The organism is Fodinibius salicampi (assembly GCF_039545095.1).
Lineage (GTDB): Bacteria > Bacteroidota > Rhodothermia > Balneolales > Balneolaceae > Fodinibius > Fodinibius salicampi.
Window position 1 is genome coordinate 615,155 of sequence record NZ_BAABRS010000002.1, and the last position, 20,354, is coordinate 635,508.

A 20,354-nucleotide genomic window follows, 5' to 3' on the forward strand; every position below is an offset into this window, starting at 1 on the left:
ACTGGAAGGTTATTTTTTGTAAATAGATACTTTATATATACTTATATATAATTTCTGCTATGAAATGCAAAGAAAGTATTACTTTTTGCAAAAATAATAGTAGAATATGAAGGCATTACTTTTAATTTAAATAATTGTATAAGGGATTATGGTGAAAAGCATGGCTGTGTTTTCTAGATGTATGAAATAAGAAGTTCAATCTCTCCTGTGAAAAGTTAGAACTTATCACAAGCTAAATGTTTAAACGAATCATTATGAAAGTTTTTAAACTCGTATGTTCCTTTTCCATTCTAATGATTGGTTACGCCGTTGGACAGGCCCAAGATACTGATCTGCAGCTTTGGTACGAGCAGCCAGCTCAGGAGTGGGTAGAAGCACTTCCTATAGGCAATGGCAGTTTAGGTGCTATGATATTTGGGAAAGCTCATAAAGAACGTATTCAGTTAAACGAGGAAAGTGTATGGACCGGTCATCCCATTGATCGGGCTAACCCGGAAGCTCCGGCTTATATGGATTCAGTTCGCTCCCTTTTGTTTGCAGAAAAATATATCGAAGCTGAACAGTTGGCCCAGGATAAAATAATGGGAACCCGGCTGGAGCAGGGAGAACACACCTATCAAACACTTGGTAATCTATACCTGAGGTTTCCAGACTCATCCGCCATTAATAACTATCGAAGGGATCTGAACCTCCATACTGCAGTGGCCTCCGTCAGCTATGAGAAGGAGGGAGTAACTTATAAACGAGAGTTATTTTCCAGCTATTCGGATCAGCTGATAGCTGTAAAGCTTTCTGCCAATCAGCCGGGCCAGCTTTCATTTAATTTGCAGCTCAACCGGCCAAGTCCCCATAAAGAGATCGCTGTTTCTGAGAACGAAATAATAATGAAAGAACATACCGGAGATGGGGATGGCGTTCGTTTTACGGCCCGTCTTAAATTAAATACAGCGGGAGGGTCAGTGAACACAACCGATTCGACCGTCCATATTTCGGATGCCGATGAAGTGACAATATTTCTGGCTGCCGCTACCGACTATCGTGGTGAAGATCCTGACAGGCTTACCGATAGGCGCCTTAAAAATGCAGCTCAATTTACTTATGATGAACTTAAGAAGCGACATATTGAGGATTACCAGCAGCTATTTGATCGGGTATCTTTAGATTTGACTGATGGACCGGTTGCAGAGATGCCTACCGACCAGCGGCTCCAAAAGGTAAAAGAAGGAGCAGTTGATCCTCATCTTACAGAGCTCTATTTCCAATATGGCCGCTACCTGTTGATCAGCAGCTCGCGCCCGGGTTCACTGCCTGCGAACCTTCAGGGCATATGGGCCGAGGGAATGGCACCTCCCTGGAATGCTGACTACCATATTAACGTGAATCTGCAGATGAATTATTGGCCGGCAGATCTGACGAATCTTTCGGAGACTTACGAGCCCTTTTTCAACTTTGTGGAAAGTTTACGGGAACGTGGGCGGGAAACAGCACGAGAAACCTATAACAGTCGCGGAATGGTGGCCCATCATACGACCGATGTTTGGCATTTTACGGATCCTATCGGGCGAACCTATTGGGGACTTTGGCCGATGGGTGCGGCCTGGCTGTCAATGCATTTCTGGGATCACTATGAATTCACTCAGGATAAAACCTTTTTAGAGAAGCGCGCCTATCCTCAACTGAAAGAAGTATCCACCTTTTTTATGGATTACCTGGTGGTAGATCCTAAAACTGGGCATCTGGTAACAGGACCTTCCATGTCGCCTGAAAATCAGTATATAGCACCCAATGGAGAAGTGGCCAGCCTTGCCATGGGACCTACAATGGATATGCAAATTTTGCATGAGCTTTTTGGAGCAACCATCAAATCGGCTAAGCTGCTGGATACGGATGCCGCGTTCCGGGATACGTTACAGAATTTAAAAGATAAGCTTGCACCGGTACAGATAGGAGATAACGGAACTATCATGGAGTGGAATCGGGATTTTGAAGAAGAAGATCCGGGGCATCGTCATATTTCCCATCTTTACTCCCTGCATCCGGGTAATGCTATAAACGCTGAGGATACGCCAAAGCTATTCGATGCGGCCAGAAAAACCATTGATCGAAGGCTGGAGCATGGCGGGGGCCATACCGGTTGGAGCAGAGCTTGGATTATTAACTTTTTTGCTCGTCTCGGCGATGGAGAAAAAGCCCATGAAAATGTTCTGGCACTATTTAGAAAATCCACACTTTCGAATCTTTTTGATACCCATCCCCCCTTCCAGATTGATGGGAATTTTGGAGGAACTGCAGGAATCGCTGAGATGCTCTTGCAATCGCATTCGGGATATATAGAACTGCTGCCGGCTCTTCCGGATGCATGGTCGGATGGGAGTGTAGAGGGACTTAAAGCACGCGGAAATTATACTGTAGATATGACATGGGAGAAAGGTCAATTGGAGAAAGTTATTATTTATTCTCATTTAGGTGGACCGTTACGACTTAGAACTCCCATACCGGTTCAAGATTTAGATAACAAGCTTAATAATTTGGGTAAGTCTGCTAAAGGTTCAACAAAGATGACTTTTAACTATGAGATCCAAACGACTCCGGGAAATGTTATAACATTGGTATTTTGATACTCCGAAAAAAATAAATCTCCCAAAGTTTTTATGAGATGAAATTATATAAATTTTTTATATTCTGTATTATTCTGGGCTTATCTGCAACTGATATAAAGGCCCAAAACCTATCATGGGAAGAGGTGGAGCCTGGTATCTGGAAAGCGGAAGCAGGCGAGCCAGAAGTATACGATCTTTTATCAGCATCAGGGGCAAAACCTCGAAAAAAAGCACTGGAAAAAATGGGAAATGTTCCATTTCCTATATCCAAGAAGGATATAAATGTCCAGTTGGTTGATGGAGAGACGTATCTGCGTTTTCCATTGGAACAGGAGGAAGAAGTCTACGGTTTCGGACTTAATTTTAAAACCGTACATCAACGTGGACGAATATTGCGACTGCATGTAGATCATTATGGGGACGAGGATAATGGGAGAACACATGCGCCCACTCCGTTTTATGTTTCTTCAAAGGGATACGGTGTATTTATTAATTCGGCGCGCTACATAGATGTATATGCTGGTACAGCAGTTCGAAAAGATAGTGAGCATCCCCCGGTTGCCAGAGACCGAAATACCGATCCAGACTGGACCTCGCGACCATATTCGGATAGTGTGGAATTGCTTGTTCCGGCGAAAGGAACTGAAGTTTATATCTTTGGCGGGCCTACTCCACTTGATGCGGTACGGCGGTATAACTTATTCAACGGAGGTGGCCCGTTACCACCCAGATGGGGATTGGGTTTTACACAGCGGGTTCACCGAATGTATTCAGCGGAAGATGTTAGACAGGAGGCAAAAGAATTCGAAGAAAGGGGATACCCGCTTGATTTTATCGGTCTTGAACCGGGTTGGCAGAGTAAATCGTACCCCGGGACCTTAGAATGGGATGAAGGCCGATTTCCTGAGCCCCGCAAGTTTACTCAGGAGATGCTCGATAAGGGTATCCGGTTAAACCTATGGATCAATCCTTATATATCCCCAGACGCCCAATTTGCAGAATCTATAGAACCATTTACTTCCTCCCACACCGTATGGGCTGGGCTTGTTCCTGATTTCAACACAGATAAGGGACGAGATATTTTCTTTTCCCAATTGGGTGAAACTCAGGTAGATATCGGGGTGAGTGGATATAAAATTGACGAAGTGGATGGGTACGATCACTGGCTTTGGCCTGATGTGGCAACGTTTCCCTCTGGATTGACCGGTGAGCAAATGCGCCAGACATATGGGTTGCTAGTACAACGTTATAGTGAAGATCTATTTGAAGAAAAAAATCGTCGAACTTTTGGGCTTGTGAGAGCTTCAAATGGAGGTGGTACTTCTTTCCCATATGTTATCTACAACGATTATTATGATCATCAGAACTTTATAACAGCCCTTATCAACAGCAGTTATGCTGGCGTGCTCTGGACTCCAGAGGTGAGGGCATCTGAAACCGGAGAGGAATGGCTCCGTAGGGTACAATCGGTAGTATTTTCACCAATGGCTATGATCAATGCATGGTCTAGTGAAACCAAACCATGGTCATTTGATGAAGTAGAACGTGAAGTTAAGGAGATGTTCCTACTTCGGATGCGGATGATGCCATACTGGTATAGCGAATATGCCAAATATCATTTCAAAGGGATACCTCCATTTCGTGCGATGAATTTAGAGGAAGGGTTTCATTCGGAATTGAAGAAGGAAGTGAAAGAGAAGAATCTAGCAAAAAATCCTTATGAAGAAGCAATTAGACAGGAGATCAAGGATCAATATATGGCAGGCAAATATTTACTGGTAGCTCCTATGTTTGAAGGTCAGAAAAGCCGGGAGGTCGTACTGCCCAAGGGCCGTTGGTATGATTTCTATACCGGCGATTATGTGGGAAATGGAGAGGTGATTACTGTGACTCCGGGATTGGATAATATTCCCGTTTTTGTAAAAGATGGAGGCATAATTCCAATGATGACTCCCAGAATGCATGCACCCAAACTTGGGGAAAAGGTAGATATCGAAGTTCGTCACTATGGGGAAAAAGCGGGAAGATATATGCTTTATGATGATGATGGCGAAACCTATGATTATGAAGATGGGGAATATCAATTTAGAGAAATCTGTGTAAAAAAGCTGGAAAACAAACGGTTTGAGGGATCTATTTCACCACCAGAAAAGAACAAACCCAATACCGTGGGTAATGTCAGCTGGAAATTCATGACGCAGTGATGCCATCGCAATTAATAGCTACAGAAACGGGTGCCATAAAGTAAGTATACTATTTAAGCAGATCAGAATCTGAGAATTAAGCTGATACTCATGTTAAATGAATTCAGATTTACTTCGTATCTAGTCGAAGGATATAGGTCATGTAAAAATTACACACTTGACTTTTTTTGGGCTGATGGTACCTTGCGGAAGACAATACTGGCAAATTAGAAAGGACCGATATTTATTTGTGGTATAGAGATTATGAAACAGAGTTGAAATTTATTCCGGACGAAAAGAAAATAACGTTCGTAGAATTTTATCACCACCATGAAAACAGTTATAACAGAAGTTGAAGTTAAGGATATACGCTTCCCAACCAGCCAGGGTTTGGATGGATCAGATGCGATGAATCCGGATCCAGATTATTCAGCGGCCTATCTCATTTTAAAGACAAATAAGGAGGTTGAAGGGCACGGTCTCACCTTTACCATTGGGCGGGGGAATAACCTGTGTGTTCAAGCGATTAAAGAGTTTGAGTCTCATGTTCTTGATAAACCATTTGAAAGTATCGTCAATGATCTCGGTTCCTTTTGGAAGCAGATGGCCCGGGATAGTCAACTGCGTTGGCTGGGTCCCGAAAAGGGAGTTATCCATTTAGCACTGGGAGCCTTTGTTAATGCTTTATGGGATTTGTATGCAAAGATAGAGGAGAAACCACTCTGGAAATTGCTGGCAGATATGTCTCCGGAGGAATTAGTGCGATGCATTGATTTTAGCTATATCACGGATGTCCTGAAGCCTGAAGAGGCATTAGAAATTTTACGGAAACAGGAAGGATCTAAAGCTGAACGAATTCAGAAATTGCAGAAGGATGGATATCCGGCCTATACGACTTCTGCCGGATGGTTAGGATATTCTGATGACAAGATACGACGACTCTGTCGGAAAGCAGTGGCAGAAGGATGGAGTAGTATTAAAATGAAAGTAGGCGGCAACTTAGAGGATGACCTGCGACGTGCTGCGATTATCCGGGAAGAAATCGGTCCCGATCGGCAACTTATGATGGATGCCAATCAAAAGTGGGATATTGATGAAGCGATCAAAAATATGGAAGCACTGTCTGAATTTGATCCCTGGTGGATAGAGGAACCCACCAGCCCCGATGATATCCTGGGGCACGCAACGATCGGAAAAGCAATAAATCCTATCAAAATAGCAACAGGAGAGCATTGCCAGAACCGAATTATATTTAAACAATTGATGCAGGCAGGCGCGCTGGATATTTGCCAGATCGACAGCTGTAGGGTAGGGGGCGTCAATGAGAATTTAGCGATTATGTTGATGGCTGCTAAATTTGATATTCCGGTTTGTCCCCATGCCGGAGGTGTGGGGCTTTGTGAGTATGTACAGCATCTTTCAATGATCGATTATATTGCCATTAGCGGCAGTCGGGAAGGACGGATGATTGAATATGTGGACCATCTACACGAACATTTTAAAGATCCGGTTAAAATAGAAAACGGACACTACGTGCTGCCCGAACAACCAGGATTTAGTATTGAAATAAAAAAGAAGAGTTTAAAGGAATATGCCTATCCCGATGGACCGGTATGGCAGGAAATTAGAAGTAAAACAATAGTATAAAAGAGGAGTTATATATGGAGATTCGATTTGATGATCAGACCGCAGTTATTACCGGTGGAGGAAGTGGAATAGGAGAGAAAATTAGTCATAAATTCGCAGAATCCGGTGCTCATGTTTGTATTCTGGATTATGATAAAGAGGCAGGGCAGTCGGTCTGTAAGGAACTGGAAAATAAAGGGTATGCCTGTAGCTTTTTTTACTGTGATGTAGCTGACCAACAGCAGGTGCAAAAGGTATTTGATGAAATTACGGGACAACTGGAAAAGGTAGATATCCTAATTAATAACGCTGGTATTGCCCATGTAGGAAATCTACAGGATACGACGGAAGAAGATTTTGACCGAATTTATGATGTCAATGTTAAAGGAGTCTATAACTGCATGTATGCTTCCATTGATCAGATGGTCGAACAGGGCGGAGGGGTAATCTTGAATATGGCATCGGTGGCCGCGACGGTGGGTATTGAAGATCGTTTTGCCTATTCTATGAGTAAAGGGGCAGTATTAACGATGACGCTTTCCGTTGCCAAAGATTTTATCAATGATAATATCCGATGCAATTGCATTTCACCGGCGCGGATTCATACGCCTTTTGTGGATGGCTTCCTGGAAGAGAACTATCCCGGAAAGGAAGATGAGATGTTTGAACAACTCTCCAGGACACAGCCTATCGGACGTATGGGAGAGCCCGATGAAGTAGCGGGACTTGTGCTCTACCTTTGCTCGGATCAGGCAGGTTTTATAACAGGGACGAACTATCCGATAGACGGCGGGTTTCTTAATTTAAATACCTAAGATTGCAGGGATTAGGTGAAATCATAAATCAAATAGGGATCTGAAAATGAAAATAATTAGTAAGCTTTGTTTAATTGCGGTAGTAGCATTTGGCATTATGCAATGCCAGCCAAAGGAGTCGGCTGAAGTGCAGCAAACGCTGACCGAGGAAGAAATTCTTAATGAGTCGGAGCAGGCGTTTAATGAGCGCATGGAGTGGTGGCGCGAGGCCAAGTTCGGGCTGTTTATCCACTGGGGACCTTATGCAGTTCCGGCCGGTGTGCATGATGGCCAGGAAATAGAGGGAATCGGAGAGTGGATTATGGATCGGGCTGAAATTCCGGTTTCAGAATATGAAGAATATGCCCGGCAGTTTAATCCCGAGCAATATGACGCTGAAGAGTGGGTGAAAATAGCCAAAGACGCCGGGATGAAATATATTATTATAACTTCCAAGCATCATGATGGCTTTGGGCTGTGGGATTCAGAAGTAAGCGATTATGACGCGGTTGATTTTGCGGCTATCGAGCAGGATCTGTTAGCTGATTTGAAGAAAGCCGCTGATAAACACGATATAAAGCTGGGGTTTTACTATTCCATAATGGATTGGCACCATCCCAATGCCCAGGCGCCTCACTACCCGGATTATAATACGGACGAAAAGAGTAATCCCAATTTTGATCAGTATGTTGAGAACTACATGAAGCCACAGCTTAAAGAGCTAGTGGAGAAATATGATCCCGCTGTGCTCTGGTTTGACGGCGAGTGGATTCCGGAATGGACCCACGAGCACGGGGTGGAGACCTATACCTGGCTGCGCCAAATGAAGCCGGATCTCATTATTAACAATCGGGTGGATGTCGGACGTCAGGGTATGCAGGGGATGAATGAAGAAGGTGGTGAGTTTGTCGGCGATTTTGGAACGCCTGAACAGGAGATCCTTGAAAGCACCAGGGAATTTGACTGGGAAGCATGCATGACGATGAACGACACCTGGGGATACAAGAAAAATGACGACAACTGGAAATCGGCTGAAACCCTTATCCATAATCTGGTGGATATCGCTTCCAAAGGCGGCAACTATTTGCTGAATGTCGGGCCCACAGCAGAGGGCCTAATTCCGCAGGCCAGCGTAGATCGTCTGGCGAAAATGGGGGACTGGATGGAGGTAAACAGTGAGGCCATCTATGAGACCGAACGATTGCAGCATAGTTTTAAAGAAGGAGAGAATATTCGTTATACCAAGCAAAAAGGAGATTCCGTTTTTTATGGAATCCTGCTGGAGCAACCCGGAGAAACAATTAGCTTCAGTGTCTTGCGCCCCGATGAAGGTTCCGAAGTGAAATTGTTGGGCTATGATGAACCTCTTAAATGGGAGTTTGGAGAAGATGAAGGATTGGCCTTACAAGTACCGGACGAAGTGAGAGAAAATACAGACTTTGGTCCTGCTTGGGTGTTCAAAGTCCAGGGAAGTGAGGTTGAAAGCTAGGTTTTGGAGGTATAGTATCCAAAATAGTGTAACCCAGCTTAATATGATAAGTGAAGAGAATAATTTTGGTATGATTACTTCTTTTTAGATGATTCCCTGATGATTAATTCTGGCGTTAAAATTGTTTTTTGAGAAGGTCTTTTAGCACTGGATGATTCTGTTGATCCTGAAATTTGATCAAGCAAGTGTTGGGCTGCTATTTTACCCATTTTGCGACTATGCTGTTCGATACTGGAAATAGTAGGCGTGACATAAGAGGTGAAAGCCTCGTTACTAAATCCCACTACTGCTACTTCTTCCGGAATATCTATATTGCTTTCCTGTAAAAACTGGATAGCTCCTAGGGCTGTATAGTCATTAGAGGCAAAAATAGCATTCGGCTTTTTTCTATTGTTAAGTAGTGTTAGAGTTAGCTTTCTACCACCCTCTAAACTCATATCACTTTCAACGACTAAATTTTCTTCATTTGGTATCCCATGATCTTCCAATGCTTGCTTATATCCCCGGTAACGCTCTTTATAGATATGAACACTAAGCTGTCCGGCAATATGAGCAATTCGGGTACACCCTTGATCAATCAGATGAGAAACCGCTTTATAAGCACCTTTGAAATCATCAATAGCTACTACATCTGAATCTATAGCATCATTGAACCGGTCAAACAGAACTAATGGTATATCTTGGTCGAGTATATCCTGATAGTGTCCAAATTCATGTGTTTCCATTGCATGGGAGGCGATAATTCCGTCAACCCTTGCTCTATACATAGTTTCAATATTACTTTTCTCGTCACTTGTATCATCATTAGATTGGAAGATGGTAATGTTATAGCCCTTCTTTTTTGCAACTTCTTCTATGCCCCTGATAGCTGAGGCAAAGAAATTTTCATCAGTATGGGGCACCATTACTCCTATAAGATTACTTCTCCCCTTGACAAGTGCTGTTGCAATATCATTTGGACGATAATTAAGTCTGCGCGCAACCTTGCTGACCTTTTTTATTGTAACATCGCTAATCTTCGGATGTTTTTTTAATGCCTTGGAAACGGTGGATACATCAATATTTAACTCATTGGCAATGTCGGTAAGGGTAACCCTCTTTTTCCCCATAAGTACTTTCGTGTAATTAAATAAACAAAATCTATGCGAAACAAATATAATGAATTCCTATTTATTTTGAATATTTTTTCAAACGTTTGATATAACTTTTAATACAATTTAAAATAGAAAATTGTACATAATTTTCGACAGTGTAGAAAATTATTTTGTAATAATAGGCTGGTTTATTATTCTATATATAATTCAAACGTTTGAAATTAGCAAATGGATGATTAGTGTAAACAGACTTGGCTTTGTTTCGAGTGGTTGGGTAGAGTCTGGTGGATGTGGTATTTAAAGTGTGGACTGCTGGGTAGTGATGAGCGGATTGAATGGGAGCTTACAGACCAAAATTTGGCACTGAAAACGCCTACGACCGCGCCCTATGCTAAAGCAGTTGTATTTAAAATCCATATGCAACAAACAGGACTAAGCGAAAATTAAGAGCGTTTTGGAACGAATTGGATTGCAATGCTGAATAGTTCAATGATTATATACTCTATTTGATGAAAATGTTGATGCATAAACTCAAAAAACTTTTAAAAATATTCACTCTACTTAGATTAAATGAAAACGATTATTTTACAAGAACCGGGCAATTTTAAGCAGACCGATAAGGAATTCGATTTTAGTCTGCAACCGGATGAAGCGCTACTAAAAGTACATCGGATAGGTATTTGTGGCACGGATTTGCATGCCTATGCCGGGGAACAGCCTTTTTTTAGCTATCCGCGTATTCTCGGGCATGAGCTGGGAGTGGAAGTTGTAGAGATTGGCGATGAGGTGGATAATGTGTCGGTTGGCGACCGCTGTTCGGTAGAGCCCTACCGGTACAATCCCGAAGACCAGGCTGTACAGCAAGGTAAACCCAACTGTGCAGAGCATATGTCGGTACTGGGAGTTCATGAGGATGGTGGCATGCGGGAGTATTTTAAATTTCCGGCTAAGTTTCTTCATTGTTCTGATCAACTGTCCTATGAACAATTGGCCCTGGTGGAGCCGCTGGGTATCGGTTGCCATGCAGTGAACCGGGCAAATATCACATCAGAAGACCGTGTGTTGGTTATCGGGGCCGGCCCGATTGGGCTGGGAGCCCTGCAGTTTGCATTGGATACCGGCGCGAAGGTTGCAATTATGGAGATCGACAAGGGACGCATGGCGTTCTGTCGGCAGTCGTTCGATCTGGTTGGCGGGATCAATCCCAGGGAAGAGGATGCTAGCGATCAGCTCCGGGCCTTGTTTGACGGAGATCTGCCCTCGGTAGTTCTTGATGCCACCGGAAACAAAAAATCGATGGAAACAGCCATTGATCTTGTAGCACACGGAGGAAAGTTGGTATATATCGGTCTCTTTCAGGGGGACGTTACATTTCACGATCCTGATTTTCACAAGAAAGAGCTAACCCTGATGGCTAGCAGAAATGCCCTGGCTTCTGATTTTACGCAGATTATTCGTTCGGTGGAAGAGGGCCGCATCGATACCGATCCCTGGATCACGCATCGAACATCATTTGAAAATATGATCGATCAATTTGACAGCTGGTTGGATCCGAAATCGAATGTTATAAAGGCGATGGTGGAGGTTTGTTGAAGTAAAAAACTATAACTGAAATTAAACTGAAATCGATAACAGGTTAGATGTTAGAACTGGAAAATATTTTCAAGTGATTCTGGAAGGCTCAGGGCACCGATTGTGCCTTTTATCCTGATTACGAGTGGTGAGGGAGCTGACCAATTATGTGACCGATACGCTGTTGTTTCCATTACTCGGAGTGATTTGCCATATTTGATATTGTGTTAACCATAAATAAAGGAGATTTAAATGAGATCAAGTCATATTTTTTTATTAGTTCTCTCGCTGTTCTTAACAATTGGGGAGGTAGGTAAAAGCCAAAGTAACGAGGATCTTTACCTGTGGTATGATGAACCAGCCGCCGATGAGTGGACAAAAGCATTGCCTGTAGGTAATGGCCGGTTGGGGGGGATGGTGTTTGGCAATCCCAACCAAGAGGTCATTCAGCTGAACGAGAACAGCGTCTGGGCGGGGAGTCCCCACCGAAACGACAGCCCCGCTGCGCGCCAGGCTCTGCCAAAAGTTCGCGATCTTATTTTTGAAGGTAAGCATGCCGAAGCACAGGAGCTGGCCGGGGAATCTTTTTTCAGTGGCCCGCACGGAATGCCATACCAGCCGGTGGGCGACCTGGTATTATCGTTTCCCGGACATGAGGATTACCAAAATTACTATCGTGACTTGAATCTGGAGACGGCAGTGGCCACCACTAAATATTCGGTAAATGATGTAGAGTACTCTCGAAAAGTGTTCGCCTCTGCGCCCGACGAGGTCATTGTTATCAGGCTTTCCGCAAGTCAACCGGGCAGCATTACATTTTCCGCCTCCATGGAGAGCCCGCAACAGACCACAGGCTCTGTCAAAAATAACGAGCTAATTATTTCTGGAAAGACAGGCGACCACGAAGGAATTCCCGGTAAAGTTCGGTTTCAGTCAATTACTGATATTGACGCCGAAGGTGGTTCGGTTTTGCCCACAGACTCAACAGTGGAAGTGAGTAATGCTGACAAAGTCACTATTCGTATTTCAATCGCTACTAATTTCAAGAAGTACAATGATCTGAGTGGAGAAGAGCAAGCCCTGGCTAGTAACTATCTGAATCAAGCCAGGGACAAATCATATAAAGAGATATTTGAAGCCCACAAGTCGGACTATCAGACTTATTTCGACAGGGTAGATTTGGACTTGGGAATCACGGATGCGGCACAGAAACCTACAGACGAGCGAATCGCAGATTTTGCCCGCGGAGCTGATCCGCAACTTGTTGAGCTGTATTTTCAGTTTGGCCGCTATTTGTTGATTTCCAGCTCGCGCCCGGGCACCCAGCCGGCTAACCTTCAGGGAATTTGGAACAAGGAAATGCAGCCGCCCTGGGACAGTAAATACACCCTAAATATCAATGCGGAGATGAACTATTGGCCGGCCCAATTGACAAACCTGTCGGAGCTGCACGAGCCACTGATACAGATGGTAAAGGATCTTTCGGAAACCGGCCGTGAGACTGCCCGAGTAATGTATGGCGCTGATGGTTGGGTAACTCACCATAATACCGATATCTGGAGGATTACCGGTCCGATTGATGGGGTGTTCTGGGGCATGTGGCCTATGGGCGGGGCTTGGTTGACGCACCAACTTTGGGAGAAATACCTTTATACAGGAGATGAAAAGTATTTACAAGAAGTCTATCCCGTGCTAAAAAGCGCCGCGGAGTTTTACGTGGATTTTCTGGTGGAAGAACCCGAAAATGGCTGGCTGGTGGTAGCTCCGAGTAATTCTCCCGAGAATGCTCCGCAAAGTCGCCCGGATGTATCCATTACAGCCGGAGCTACTATGGATAACCAGTTGGTCTTCGAGCTGTTTTCTAATACGATTCGAGCCGCTGAGGCCCTGGAAAGAGATCGGGAATTTGCAAAAACGCTTAGGAAAAAGAGAGCCAAACTTCCCCCGATGCAGATCGGTCGGCTGGGGCAGCTCCAGGAATGGATGGAAGATCTAGACAGCCCCGAAGATAAACACCGCCACGTCTCACACTTGTTTGGGCTGCATCCTGCTGCTCAGATCTCTCCTTATCGTACGCCAAAACTTTTTGATGCGGCCCGTACCTCCCTGCAATACCGCGGCGATGTATCAACCGGCTGGTCAATGGGTTGGAAGGTAAATTTCTGGGCGCGCCTGCTGGATGGAAATCATGCATTGAAACTTATTGAAGATCAGCTTGCGCCGGTGGGATCTGATCGGAATCTTGGGGGTGGAGGTACTTATCCCAACCTGTTTGATGCGCACCCGCCATTCCAGATAGATGGTAACTTTGGATGTACGGCTGGCATTGCCGAGATGCTAATGCAGAGCCATGATGGAGCCATCCACTTGCTACCTGCCCTGCCCGATGAGTGGGACAGCGGCCAGATTAGTGGCCTGCGGGCGCGCGGTGGATTTGTTATTGAATCTTTGAAATGGAAGGATGGAAAGGTTTCTGAACTTAAAATAAAATCGACACTCGGTGGTAATGCCCGTATCCGCGTATCTGATGAACTGGTAGGATTGGAAGGGTTGAAGTTAAAGAAAGCAAGCGGATCGAATCCCAATACTTTTTATGAGCTTGCTGAAACACCAAAGCCCATAATATCGTCCAAAGCTAAATTGAATACTTTGAATATAGCTGATGTTAATGAATATGATTTTGAAACCGACGCTGACCAGACCTATATGCTGGTTGGCAAATGATAATGATATCAAGGTAAACTTTCTATTGATGAAATAGGATAATTTTGTACCAGAATACAACTAAAGAAATGCGTGGAGCAAAATGAATCTAATGTTTTCCAAATTTAACACAAAAATCTATTTCAAACTTGTTCTTCTTTCTTAGTTGAAGTGGCAAATCGGAAGAAGAAACGATTGGTTATGTACAATTATCCCACGATAACCGTCGTCCCTTTCCCTTCTACCCTTTGTGGGGAGAGGGCAAGTTTTTAATAATAGAAATCATTTTTCACATTAGTAGTTCATAAGTTCTATTTATAAACAGATCGTTAAATTATTGTCATGAAAATAAAAAAACAGTTAATTGAATTTAGTGGTATAATAATTCTCATCGCCATATTAATATTGACAGCAGGAAGTAACCAGGTCAATGGGCAAGTAACCAATGTTAATGCTCATGAGCCTTCCAAGTCGTTATCTGAGACTTATGATAGTATGTTTAAAATTGGTGTGGCGCTAAATAGGTGGCAAGTCAGGGGTGAAAATTCGCAGGCGGAGTCACTCATTAGAAAGCATTTCAATTCCATTACGCCTGAAAACGAAATGAAATGGGCACGGATTCATCCCGAACCAGATGAATATAATTTTGAAGCCGCCGACCAGTTTGTAACATTTGGCGAAAATCGCGATATGTTTATTGTAGGCCATACGCTGGTTTGGCATTCTCAAATCCCGGATTGGACATTTTTGGATGAGAATGGAGATGAACTCGATAGCAAGGCGCTTCTTAAGCGTATGAAAGATCATATTGATACGGTAGTTGGACGCTACAAGGGGCGCGTTGATGCCTGGGATGTGGTGAACGAAGCGGCCACTTGGTCAGATGGATTGCGACAGTCTAAATGGCTCGAAATTATTGGAGAAGAATATTTAGGCAAGGCGTTCCAATACGCTCATGAAGCGGATCCAGATGCTGAATTATATTATAACGATTATAACCTGTGGGCACCCGATAAGCGTGAGACGGTGGTAAAAATGGTCAAGCGCCTTAAAGAAAACAACGTCCCGATCCACGGAGTGGGAATGCAGGGACATTATGGCCTTGAAAGTCCTTCGCTCAAACAAATTGAGGAAAGTATTAAAGCATTTTCTGAACTGGGAGTAAAGGTGATGATTACCGAGCTTGATGTAAGCGTGTTACCCTCTCGGGATGACGTGAATGTGAGTTATAATCCTGATGAAAGGCAAGGGGCAGAGGCTGATGTTCCGGAGGCCCTAAACCCGTACACAGAGGGATTGCCTGATTCTGTTCAGCAGCAACTTAAGAATCGTTATGTGGAACTGTTTGAACTTTTTAAAAAACACCAGGATAAAATAGGCCGGGTAACTTTTTGGGGATTGCATGATGGAGGTTCCTGGCTCAATAATTTTCCTATTCCCGGCAGAACAAATTATCCCCTGCTATTTAATCGTGAGTACCAGCCGAAAGCAGCGTTTCATGGTGTTTTGGAAGCAGCTGGGAATTAATGTAAAGTACAGTAATAAAAAATGAATTCAACTACTTCATACTTGTTAAAAGGGACCTTCCTTCTTTTCCTGATTCTTTTAGCTCAAACGGGATTATCACAATCCATAGAGCCAGGTAAAAAAACAAATTCTACTACCTACGCACAGAATCCCGTGATATGGGCGGATGTTCCCGACCCGTCCATTATCCGGGTGGGAGATTCATATTACATGAGCAGCACAACCATGCATTTTAATCCCGGTGTCCCAATAATGAAATCGAATGACTTGGTAAACTGGGAGATCGTCAATTATGTATATGATACTCTTGATGACAGTGATCCGTTTTTACTCCAAAACGGGCAGAATGCATATGGCGAAGGCACCTGGGCCAGCAGCCTGCGCTATCATAATGGGACGTTTTATTTAGCTACATTCTCGAACACTACGCAGCAAACATACATATTTACGACCGATGATATTGAATCTGGCTCATGGGAGACTTTTACAATAAACCGATTATTCCATGATCCCTCTCTGTTTTTTGATGACGGCCGTGCTTTTCTGCTGTATGGCGTAGATGACATCAGGATTGTAGAACTGACATCTGATGCAACTACATTAAAACCAAATGGCGTTGACCGGGTACTCATTTCCGACTCGAAGAGCATTGCCGGAGACAAGTTTTATGTGCCCGCCGAGGGAGCCCACATCAGAAAAATAAACGGGTATTATTATGTCTCACTCATTTCTTGGCCAGCCGGTGATGGTCGCACGCAGCTTACCTACCGGTCGGACAGCTTGCTGGGAGAGTATACAGGTAAGGTATCGCTGCAGGATGACGGGATCGCACAGGGTGGTCTTATTGACACTCCTGAAGGGGACTGGTATGGATTTTTGTTTCAAGATCATGGCTCAGTCGGTCGCATCCCCCAGTTGGTCCCTGTGCATTGGGAAAATAACTGGCCGATATTTGGTATAAATGGTGAAGTTCCTGAGCAGCTGGATATTCAGGCTGAGGATGATGATCCTGCCGGTATTGTCGGCTCAGATGAGTTTGACGGGAATGCAGGACCTGCCCAGTACAATGAAGAAACATCTATTTTGAAGGGCTTGTCACTTGTTTGGCAGTGGAATCACAATCCGGATTCTGATCATTGGTCACTGAACGAACGCCCCGGCTACTTACGGCTAACTAACGCCGAGTTTGACACCAGCTGGGTTGATACCCGGAATACCCTGACCCAAAGAACATTTGGACCTCAGTCCACTGGCACTGTTTTGATGGATATCCAACATATGAAGAATGGGGATTATGCCGGTCTGGGTGCTTTGCAGGGTACGAACGGCTTTGTGGGCGTTAAAAAAGAGAATGGTGAAATGTATCTTATGATGATGAAAGCAACCCCTGAGGAGCAGGAGGAAATCGAGACTCTTCCACTGGAGCAGGACAAAGTGCACCTCCGCATTGCATTTAACTTTGAAGATATGACTGACAAGGCCTATTTCTACTACAGCCTGGATGGGGAATCATGGCACCAAATTGGCGATATGTTGCAGATGGAGTATACGCTGGATCACTTTGTGGGATACCGGTTTGCTCTGTTTAGCTATGCTACCAGGGAAACGGGGGGCTCCGTGGATTTTGATTATTTCAGGATTGAGCCCGGGCTGCTGAATGAAGATGGTTAGACCGCTACTGCTTTAGGCGACTAAATAATTTACCTGATCACCAATAATAAATGATTTATACTATAAAAAATTACTTTTAATAATAATATATCCAACGTCAACGCTTAACAATGGTCACACAAATGTTTAAAAAATCCTTGATGCTACTGCCTGCATTTTTGTTACTGATGGCTGGTCAGGTTTGTTCGCAAGATCTGAGTCCATCCGCAGATAATCCGCCGGATACAGACCAATCTGATGCAACGGTCTCCGATCCGAAATTCGACTGGTATAAATATGTTGGGAACGATCCGATTTACCGGGATCTTTCCGTAGGCCAGGATGAATATATCAATCCGATTAATTCCGGGTTTTATCCTGACCCAAGCATCACCCGGGCTGGCGACGATTACTATATGGTCCATTCTTCCTTTAGTTATTATCCGGGCATCCCCATCTTCCACAGCAAAGACCTAATCAACTGGGAACAGATTGGTCATGTGCTAGACCGGCCTTCACAACTGCAGGTGGATGGGCTGGGCATATCAGAAGGCGTGTTTGCCCCAACTATTGAGTACAATGATGGTACCTTTTATGTAGTAAACACGATTGTTGGGGGCGGCGGCAACTTTATCGTTACAACGGATGATCCCGCCGGAGATTGGTCAGATCCAATGTGGCTGAATGGAGTGGGCGGTATTGATCCTTCCCTCTTTTTTGATGATGACGGAACCACCTATATTCTGAACAATGATGCGCCTGAAGGTGAACCGCTCTATCAAGGGCACCGTGCCATCTGGATTCGGCCGTATGACCTTGAAGCAAACCAGCCAGCTGGAGAGGCCAAGGTGATTGTAAATGGCGGTGTAGATATTAGCGAGCAGCCAATCTGGATCGAGGGTCCGCACATGATGAAAGTGAACGGGGAATACATCCTGCACAACGCTGAAGGGGGGACCGGTCCTCAGCACTCCCAGGTAGTGTTCAAGGGAGATGACCCGATGGGTCCATTTGAGCCGTGGGATCAGAATCCCATCCTGACTCAGCGCCATATCTCACCCAACCGTGAGTTTCCCGTGGAATATGTAGGGCATGCTGACATGGTGGAAACCCAGAACGGCGAGTGGTGGGCTATATTCCTGGGAGTTCGCCCGTATGACGGCTCTAACTTTAACACAGGTCGTGAGACGTTCCTGCTGCCGGTTACCTGGACGGAGGACAACTGGCCCACTATCCTGGACTATGAAAGTAAAGAGACCGTGCCGGTGAAATTGGAACGCCCTGATCTGCCGCTGAGTGAAGAACCCGTACCGCCAAATAATGGCAACTTTACTTACACTGATGATTTTGAAAGCCCGGAACTGGCCGACTATTGGACTATGATCCGTACTCCTCAGTCAGAATGGTGGAATATTTCGGATGATGGACAACTTGAGATTGAGTCTCGATCTGAGATAATCAGTGGTCGCGGCAATCCGTCATTTATCGGGAAACGGCAAAAGAACGCCTATGCTACGGTATCCACAAAAATGACATTTGATCCTAAAGTAGAAGGTAATGTGGCCGGTTTGGTGGCTTTCCAGGGAGAAAACTATTATTACCTGCTCGGCGTAACGGCCAATGAAGAAGGCCAGTATGAGATCTACCTGGAGAAATCCGAAGGCAATCAAAAAGAGATCATTGCTTCTGAGGTGATTGAAGACAACCCGGATAACAAATACTACCTAAAAATTCAGGCACGGGGCGCCGAATACGATTTCTCATACGGAATCGGTGAAGACGACTGGCAACCCTTGTACCAGGGTGCCGACGGAACGATTCTCAGTACCACCAAAGCCGGTGGATTCGTGGGAACCGTTATAGGTATGTATGCCTACACGCCTGAATAGAGAGAAGAAATTGATAAATGATGCCGGTTCTTTCTATCGGCAATGGATATAATAACAAATTACCACTCGGTGTCGTATGAAAGCGATGCCGGTTTTTACTAGCTTGATACCAGAAGGTTTGGAAATACTACCGTTTTAGACCTCTTATTTCATAGAAGGGATTTGGGGGCAAAACAATAATATTTTATGAGCTCTTTTATAATTTCAGGGCTCGGAATGGATTCGCTTCACTCAAATATTGTAGAAGAAAAATGCGAAAAAAAAGTTTTTTACTGATCCAGAAAATGTCGGTGATAGCAACGTTTATCTTTTTGCTGTTACTATCGCCTGGTATATTGCATGCTCAGCAGGTTATTAAATTGTATCCCGGTGCCATTCCTAGCGCAAAAAGCAGTGATCTTACAGAGTCAGACACGGATGTAACGACGGGCATGTTTCGCGAAGTGATAACGCCTACTCTGGAAATGTTTGCTCCTGAGAAAGATAAAGCTACGGGTGCAGCTGTTGTGATCTGTCCCGGCGGCGGTTACAGTGTGTTGGTGTATGAGGGCGAAGGAGTAACTACAGCCAGAGAATTTGCCAACAATGGCGTAACTGCATTCGTGTTGAAATATCGACTCCCCCGGGATGCCACCATGGAGAATAAAACAATAGGTCCGCTGCAAGACGCTCAACAAGCGATCAAGGTGGTACGCGAAAATGCGGATAAATGGGGTATTGATAAAGATAAGATCGGGATTATGGGATTTTCGGCGGGGGGACATCTGGCGTCAACGGCCGCCACGCATTTTGAAGAAGCCTTGATCCCCAATGAAAATAACACCAGCCTGCGACCTGATTTCCAGATTTTGATCTATCCAGTAATTAGCATGCAGGATAGTCTTACTCACGGTGGATCGCGCAACAATTTGTTGGGTGGAGCGCCTCCACAAGAACTAACTGACGAGTACTCAAATGAGTTGCAGGTTGCCCCAAATAGTCCTCCGGCCTACATCACTCATGCAGGAGATGATGAGCTGGTAGTGGTTGATAACAGCATCGATTATTACGAGAGCTTGCAGCATCACAAAGTGCCGGCAGAGTTACACCTGTACCCCAGAGGCGGGCATGGATTTGTGTTAGCAGAACCAACCGGGGAGTGGATGGCTCCCATTTTCAAATGGATGACAAATTCTGAATGGATGGGCAATTAATTCAAATTTGTAAAGACTTCGAGGTCGTCCCATT

Annotated in this window: 13 protein-coding genes; 12 read left to right on the forward strand and 1 reads right to left on the reverse strand. The window is 44.5% G+C overall.

The window, feature by feature from the left end; genetic code table 11:
* The first annotated feature begins 254 nt into the window (after positions 1-254).
* From ABEB05_RS10350 to ABEB05_RS10370, 5 genes are all read left to right on the forward strand, one after another.
* Positions 255-2,618: a glycoside hydrolase family 95 protein gene (locus ABEB05_RS10350; protein WP_265789871.1), complete on the forward strand. Its 2,364-nt coding sequence runs from the start codon at positions 255-257 to the stop codon at positions 2,616-2,618.
* 38 nt (positions 2,619-2,656) lie between these two features.
* Entirely contained in the window at positions 2,657-4,804 is a 2,148-nt protein-coding gene (locus ABEB05_RS10355) for a glycoside hydrolase family 31 protein (protein WP_265789873.1), read from the forward strand.
* Between the two features lie 309 nt (positions 4,805-5,113).
* The gene (locus tag ABEB05_RS10360; RefSeq protein ID WP_265789875.1) at positions 5,114-6,430 is read left to right on the forward strand and encodes an L-fuconate dehydratase; all 1,317 of its coding nucleotides are present in this window, start codon (positions 5,114-5,116) and stop codon (positions 6,428-6,430) included.
* A 14-nt stretch (positions 6,431-6,444) separates the two neighbouring features.
* Positions 6,445-7,224: an SDR family NAD(P)-dependent oxidoreductase gene (locus ABEB05_RS10365; protein ID WP_265789877.1), complete on the forward strand. Its 780-nt coding sequence runs from the start codon at positions 6,445-6,447 to the stop codon at positions 7,222-7,224.
* 46 nt (positions 7,225-7,270) lie between these two features.
* Positions 7,271-8,692: an alpha-L-fucosidase gene (locus tag ABEB05_RS10370; protein WP_265789879.1), complete on the forward strand. Its 1,422-nt coding sequence runs from the start codon at positions 7,271-7,273 to the stop codon at positions 8,690-8,692.
* Between the two features lie 74 nt (positions 8,693-8,766).
* On the opposite strand, the gene ABEB05_RS10375 is transcribed toward ABEB05_RS10370, so the two are convergent.
* The gene (locus tag ABEB05_RS10375; protein WP_265789880.1) at positions 8,767-9,801 is read right to left on the reverse strand and encodes a LacI family DNA-binding transcriptional regulator; all 1,035 of its coding nucleotides are present in this window, start codon (positions 9,799-9,801) and stop codon (positions 8,767-8,769) included.
* Positions 9,802-10,074: 273 nt separating this feature from the next.
* On the opposite strand from ABEB05_RS10375, the gene ABEB05_RS10380 reads away from it, so the two are divergent.
* The 7 genes from ABEB05_RS10380 to ABEB05_RS10410 all read left to right on the forward strand — a co-directional run bounded on the left by ABEB05_RS10380 (position 10,075) and on the right by ABEB05_RS10410 (position 20,320).
* The gene (locus tag ABEB05_RS10380) at positions 10,075-10,233 is read left to right on the forward strand and encodes a hypothetical protein (protein ID WP_265789881.1); all 159 of its coding nucleotides are present in this window, start codon (positions 10,075-10,077) and stop codon (positions 10,231-10,233) included.
* A 123-nt stretch (positions 10,234-10,356) separates the two neighbouring features.
* Positions 10,357-11,379, forward strand: coding sequence for a zinc-binding alcohol dehydrogenase family protein (locus ABEB05_RS10385; protein ID WP_265789883.1), 1,023 nt, complete (start codon positions 10,357-10,359; stop codon positions 11,377-11,379).
* A gap of 231 nt (positions 11,380-11,610) precedes the next feature.
* On the forward strand, positions 11,611-14,082 hold the full coding sequence (locus ABEB05_RS10390) for a glycosyl hydrolase family 95 catalytic domain-containing protein (RefSeq protein ID WP_265789885.1): 2,472 nt from the start codon (positions 11,611-11,613) through the stop codon (positions 14,080-14,082).
* Between the two features lie 321 nt (positions 14,083-14,403).
* Positions 14,404-15,588: an endo-1,4-beta-xylanase gene (locus ABEB05_RS10395; RefSeq protein WP_265789887.1), complete on the forward strand. Its 1,185-nt coding sequence runs from the start codon at positions 14,404-14,406 to the stop codon at positions 15,586-15,588.
* 21 nt (positions 15,589-15,609) lie between these two features.
* Positions 15,610-17,259, forward strand: a complete 1,650-nt coding sequence (locus ABEB05_RS10400; protein ID WP_265789888.1) for a glycoside hydrolase family 43 protein — start codon at positions 15,610-15,612, stop codon at positions 17,257-17,259.
* A gap of 122 nt (positions 17,260-17,381) precedes the next feature.
* Entirely contained in the window at positions 17,382-19,127 is a 1,746-nt protein-coding gene (locus ABEB05_RS10405; protein ID WP_265789889.1) for a glycoside hydrolase family 43 protein, read from the forward strand.
* 251 nt (positions 19,128-19,378) lie between these two features.
* Positions 19,379-20,320, forward strand: coding sequence for an alpha/beta hydrolase (locus tag ABEB05_RS10410; protein ID WP_265789890.1), 942 nt, complete (start codon positions 19,379-19,381; stop codon positions 20,318-20,320).
* The last annotated feature ends 34 nt before the right edge of the window (positions 20,321-20,354 follow it).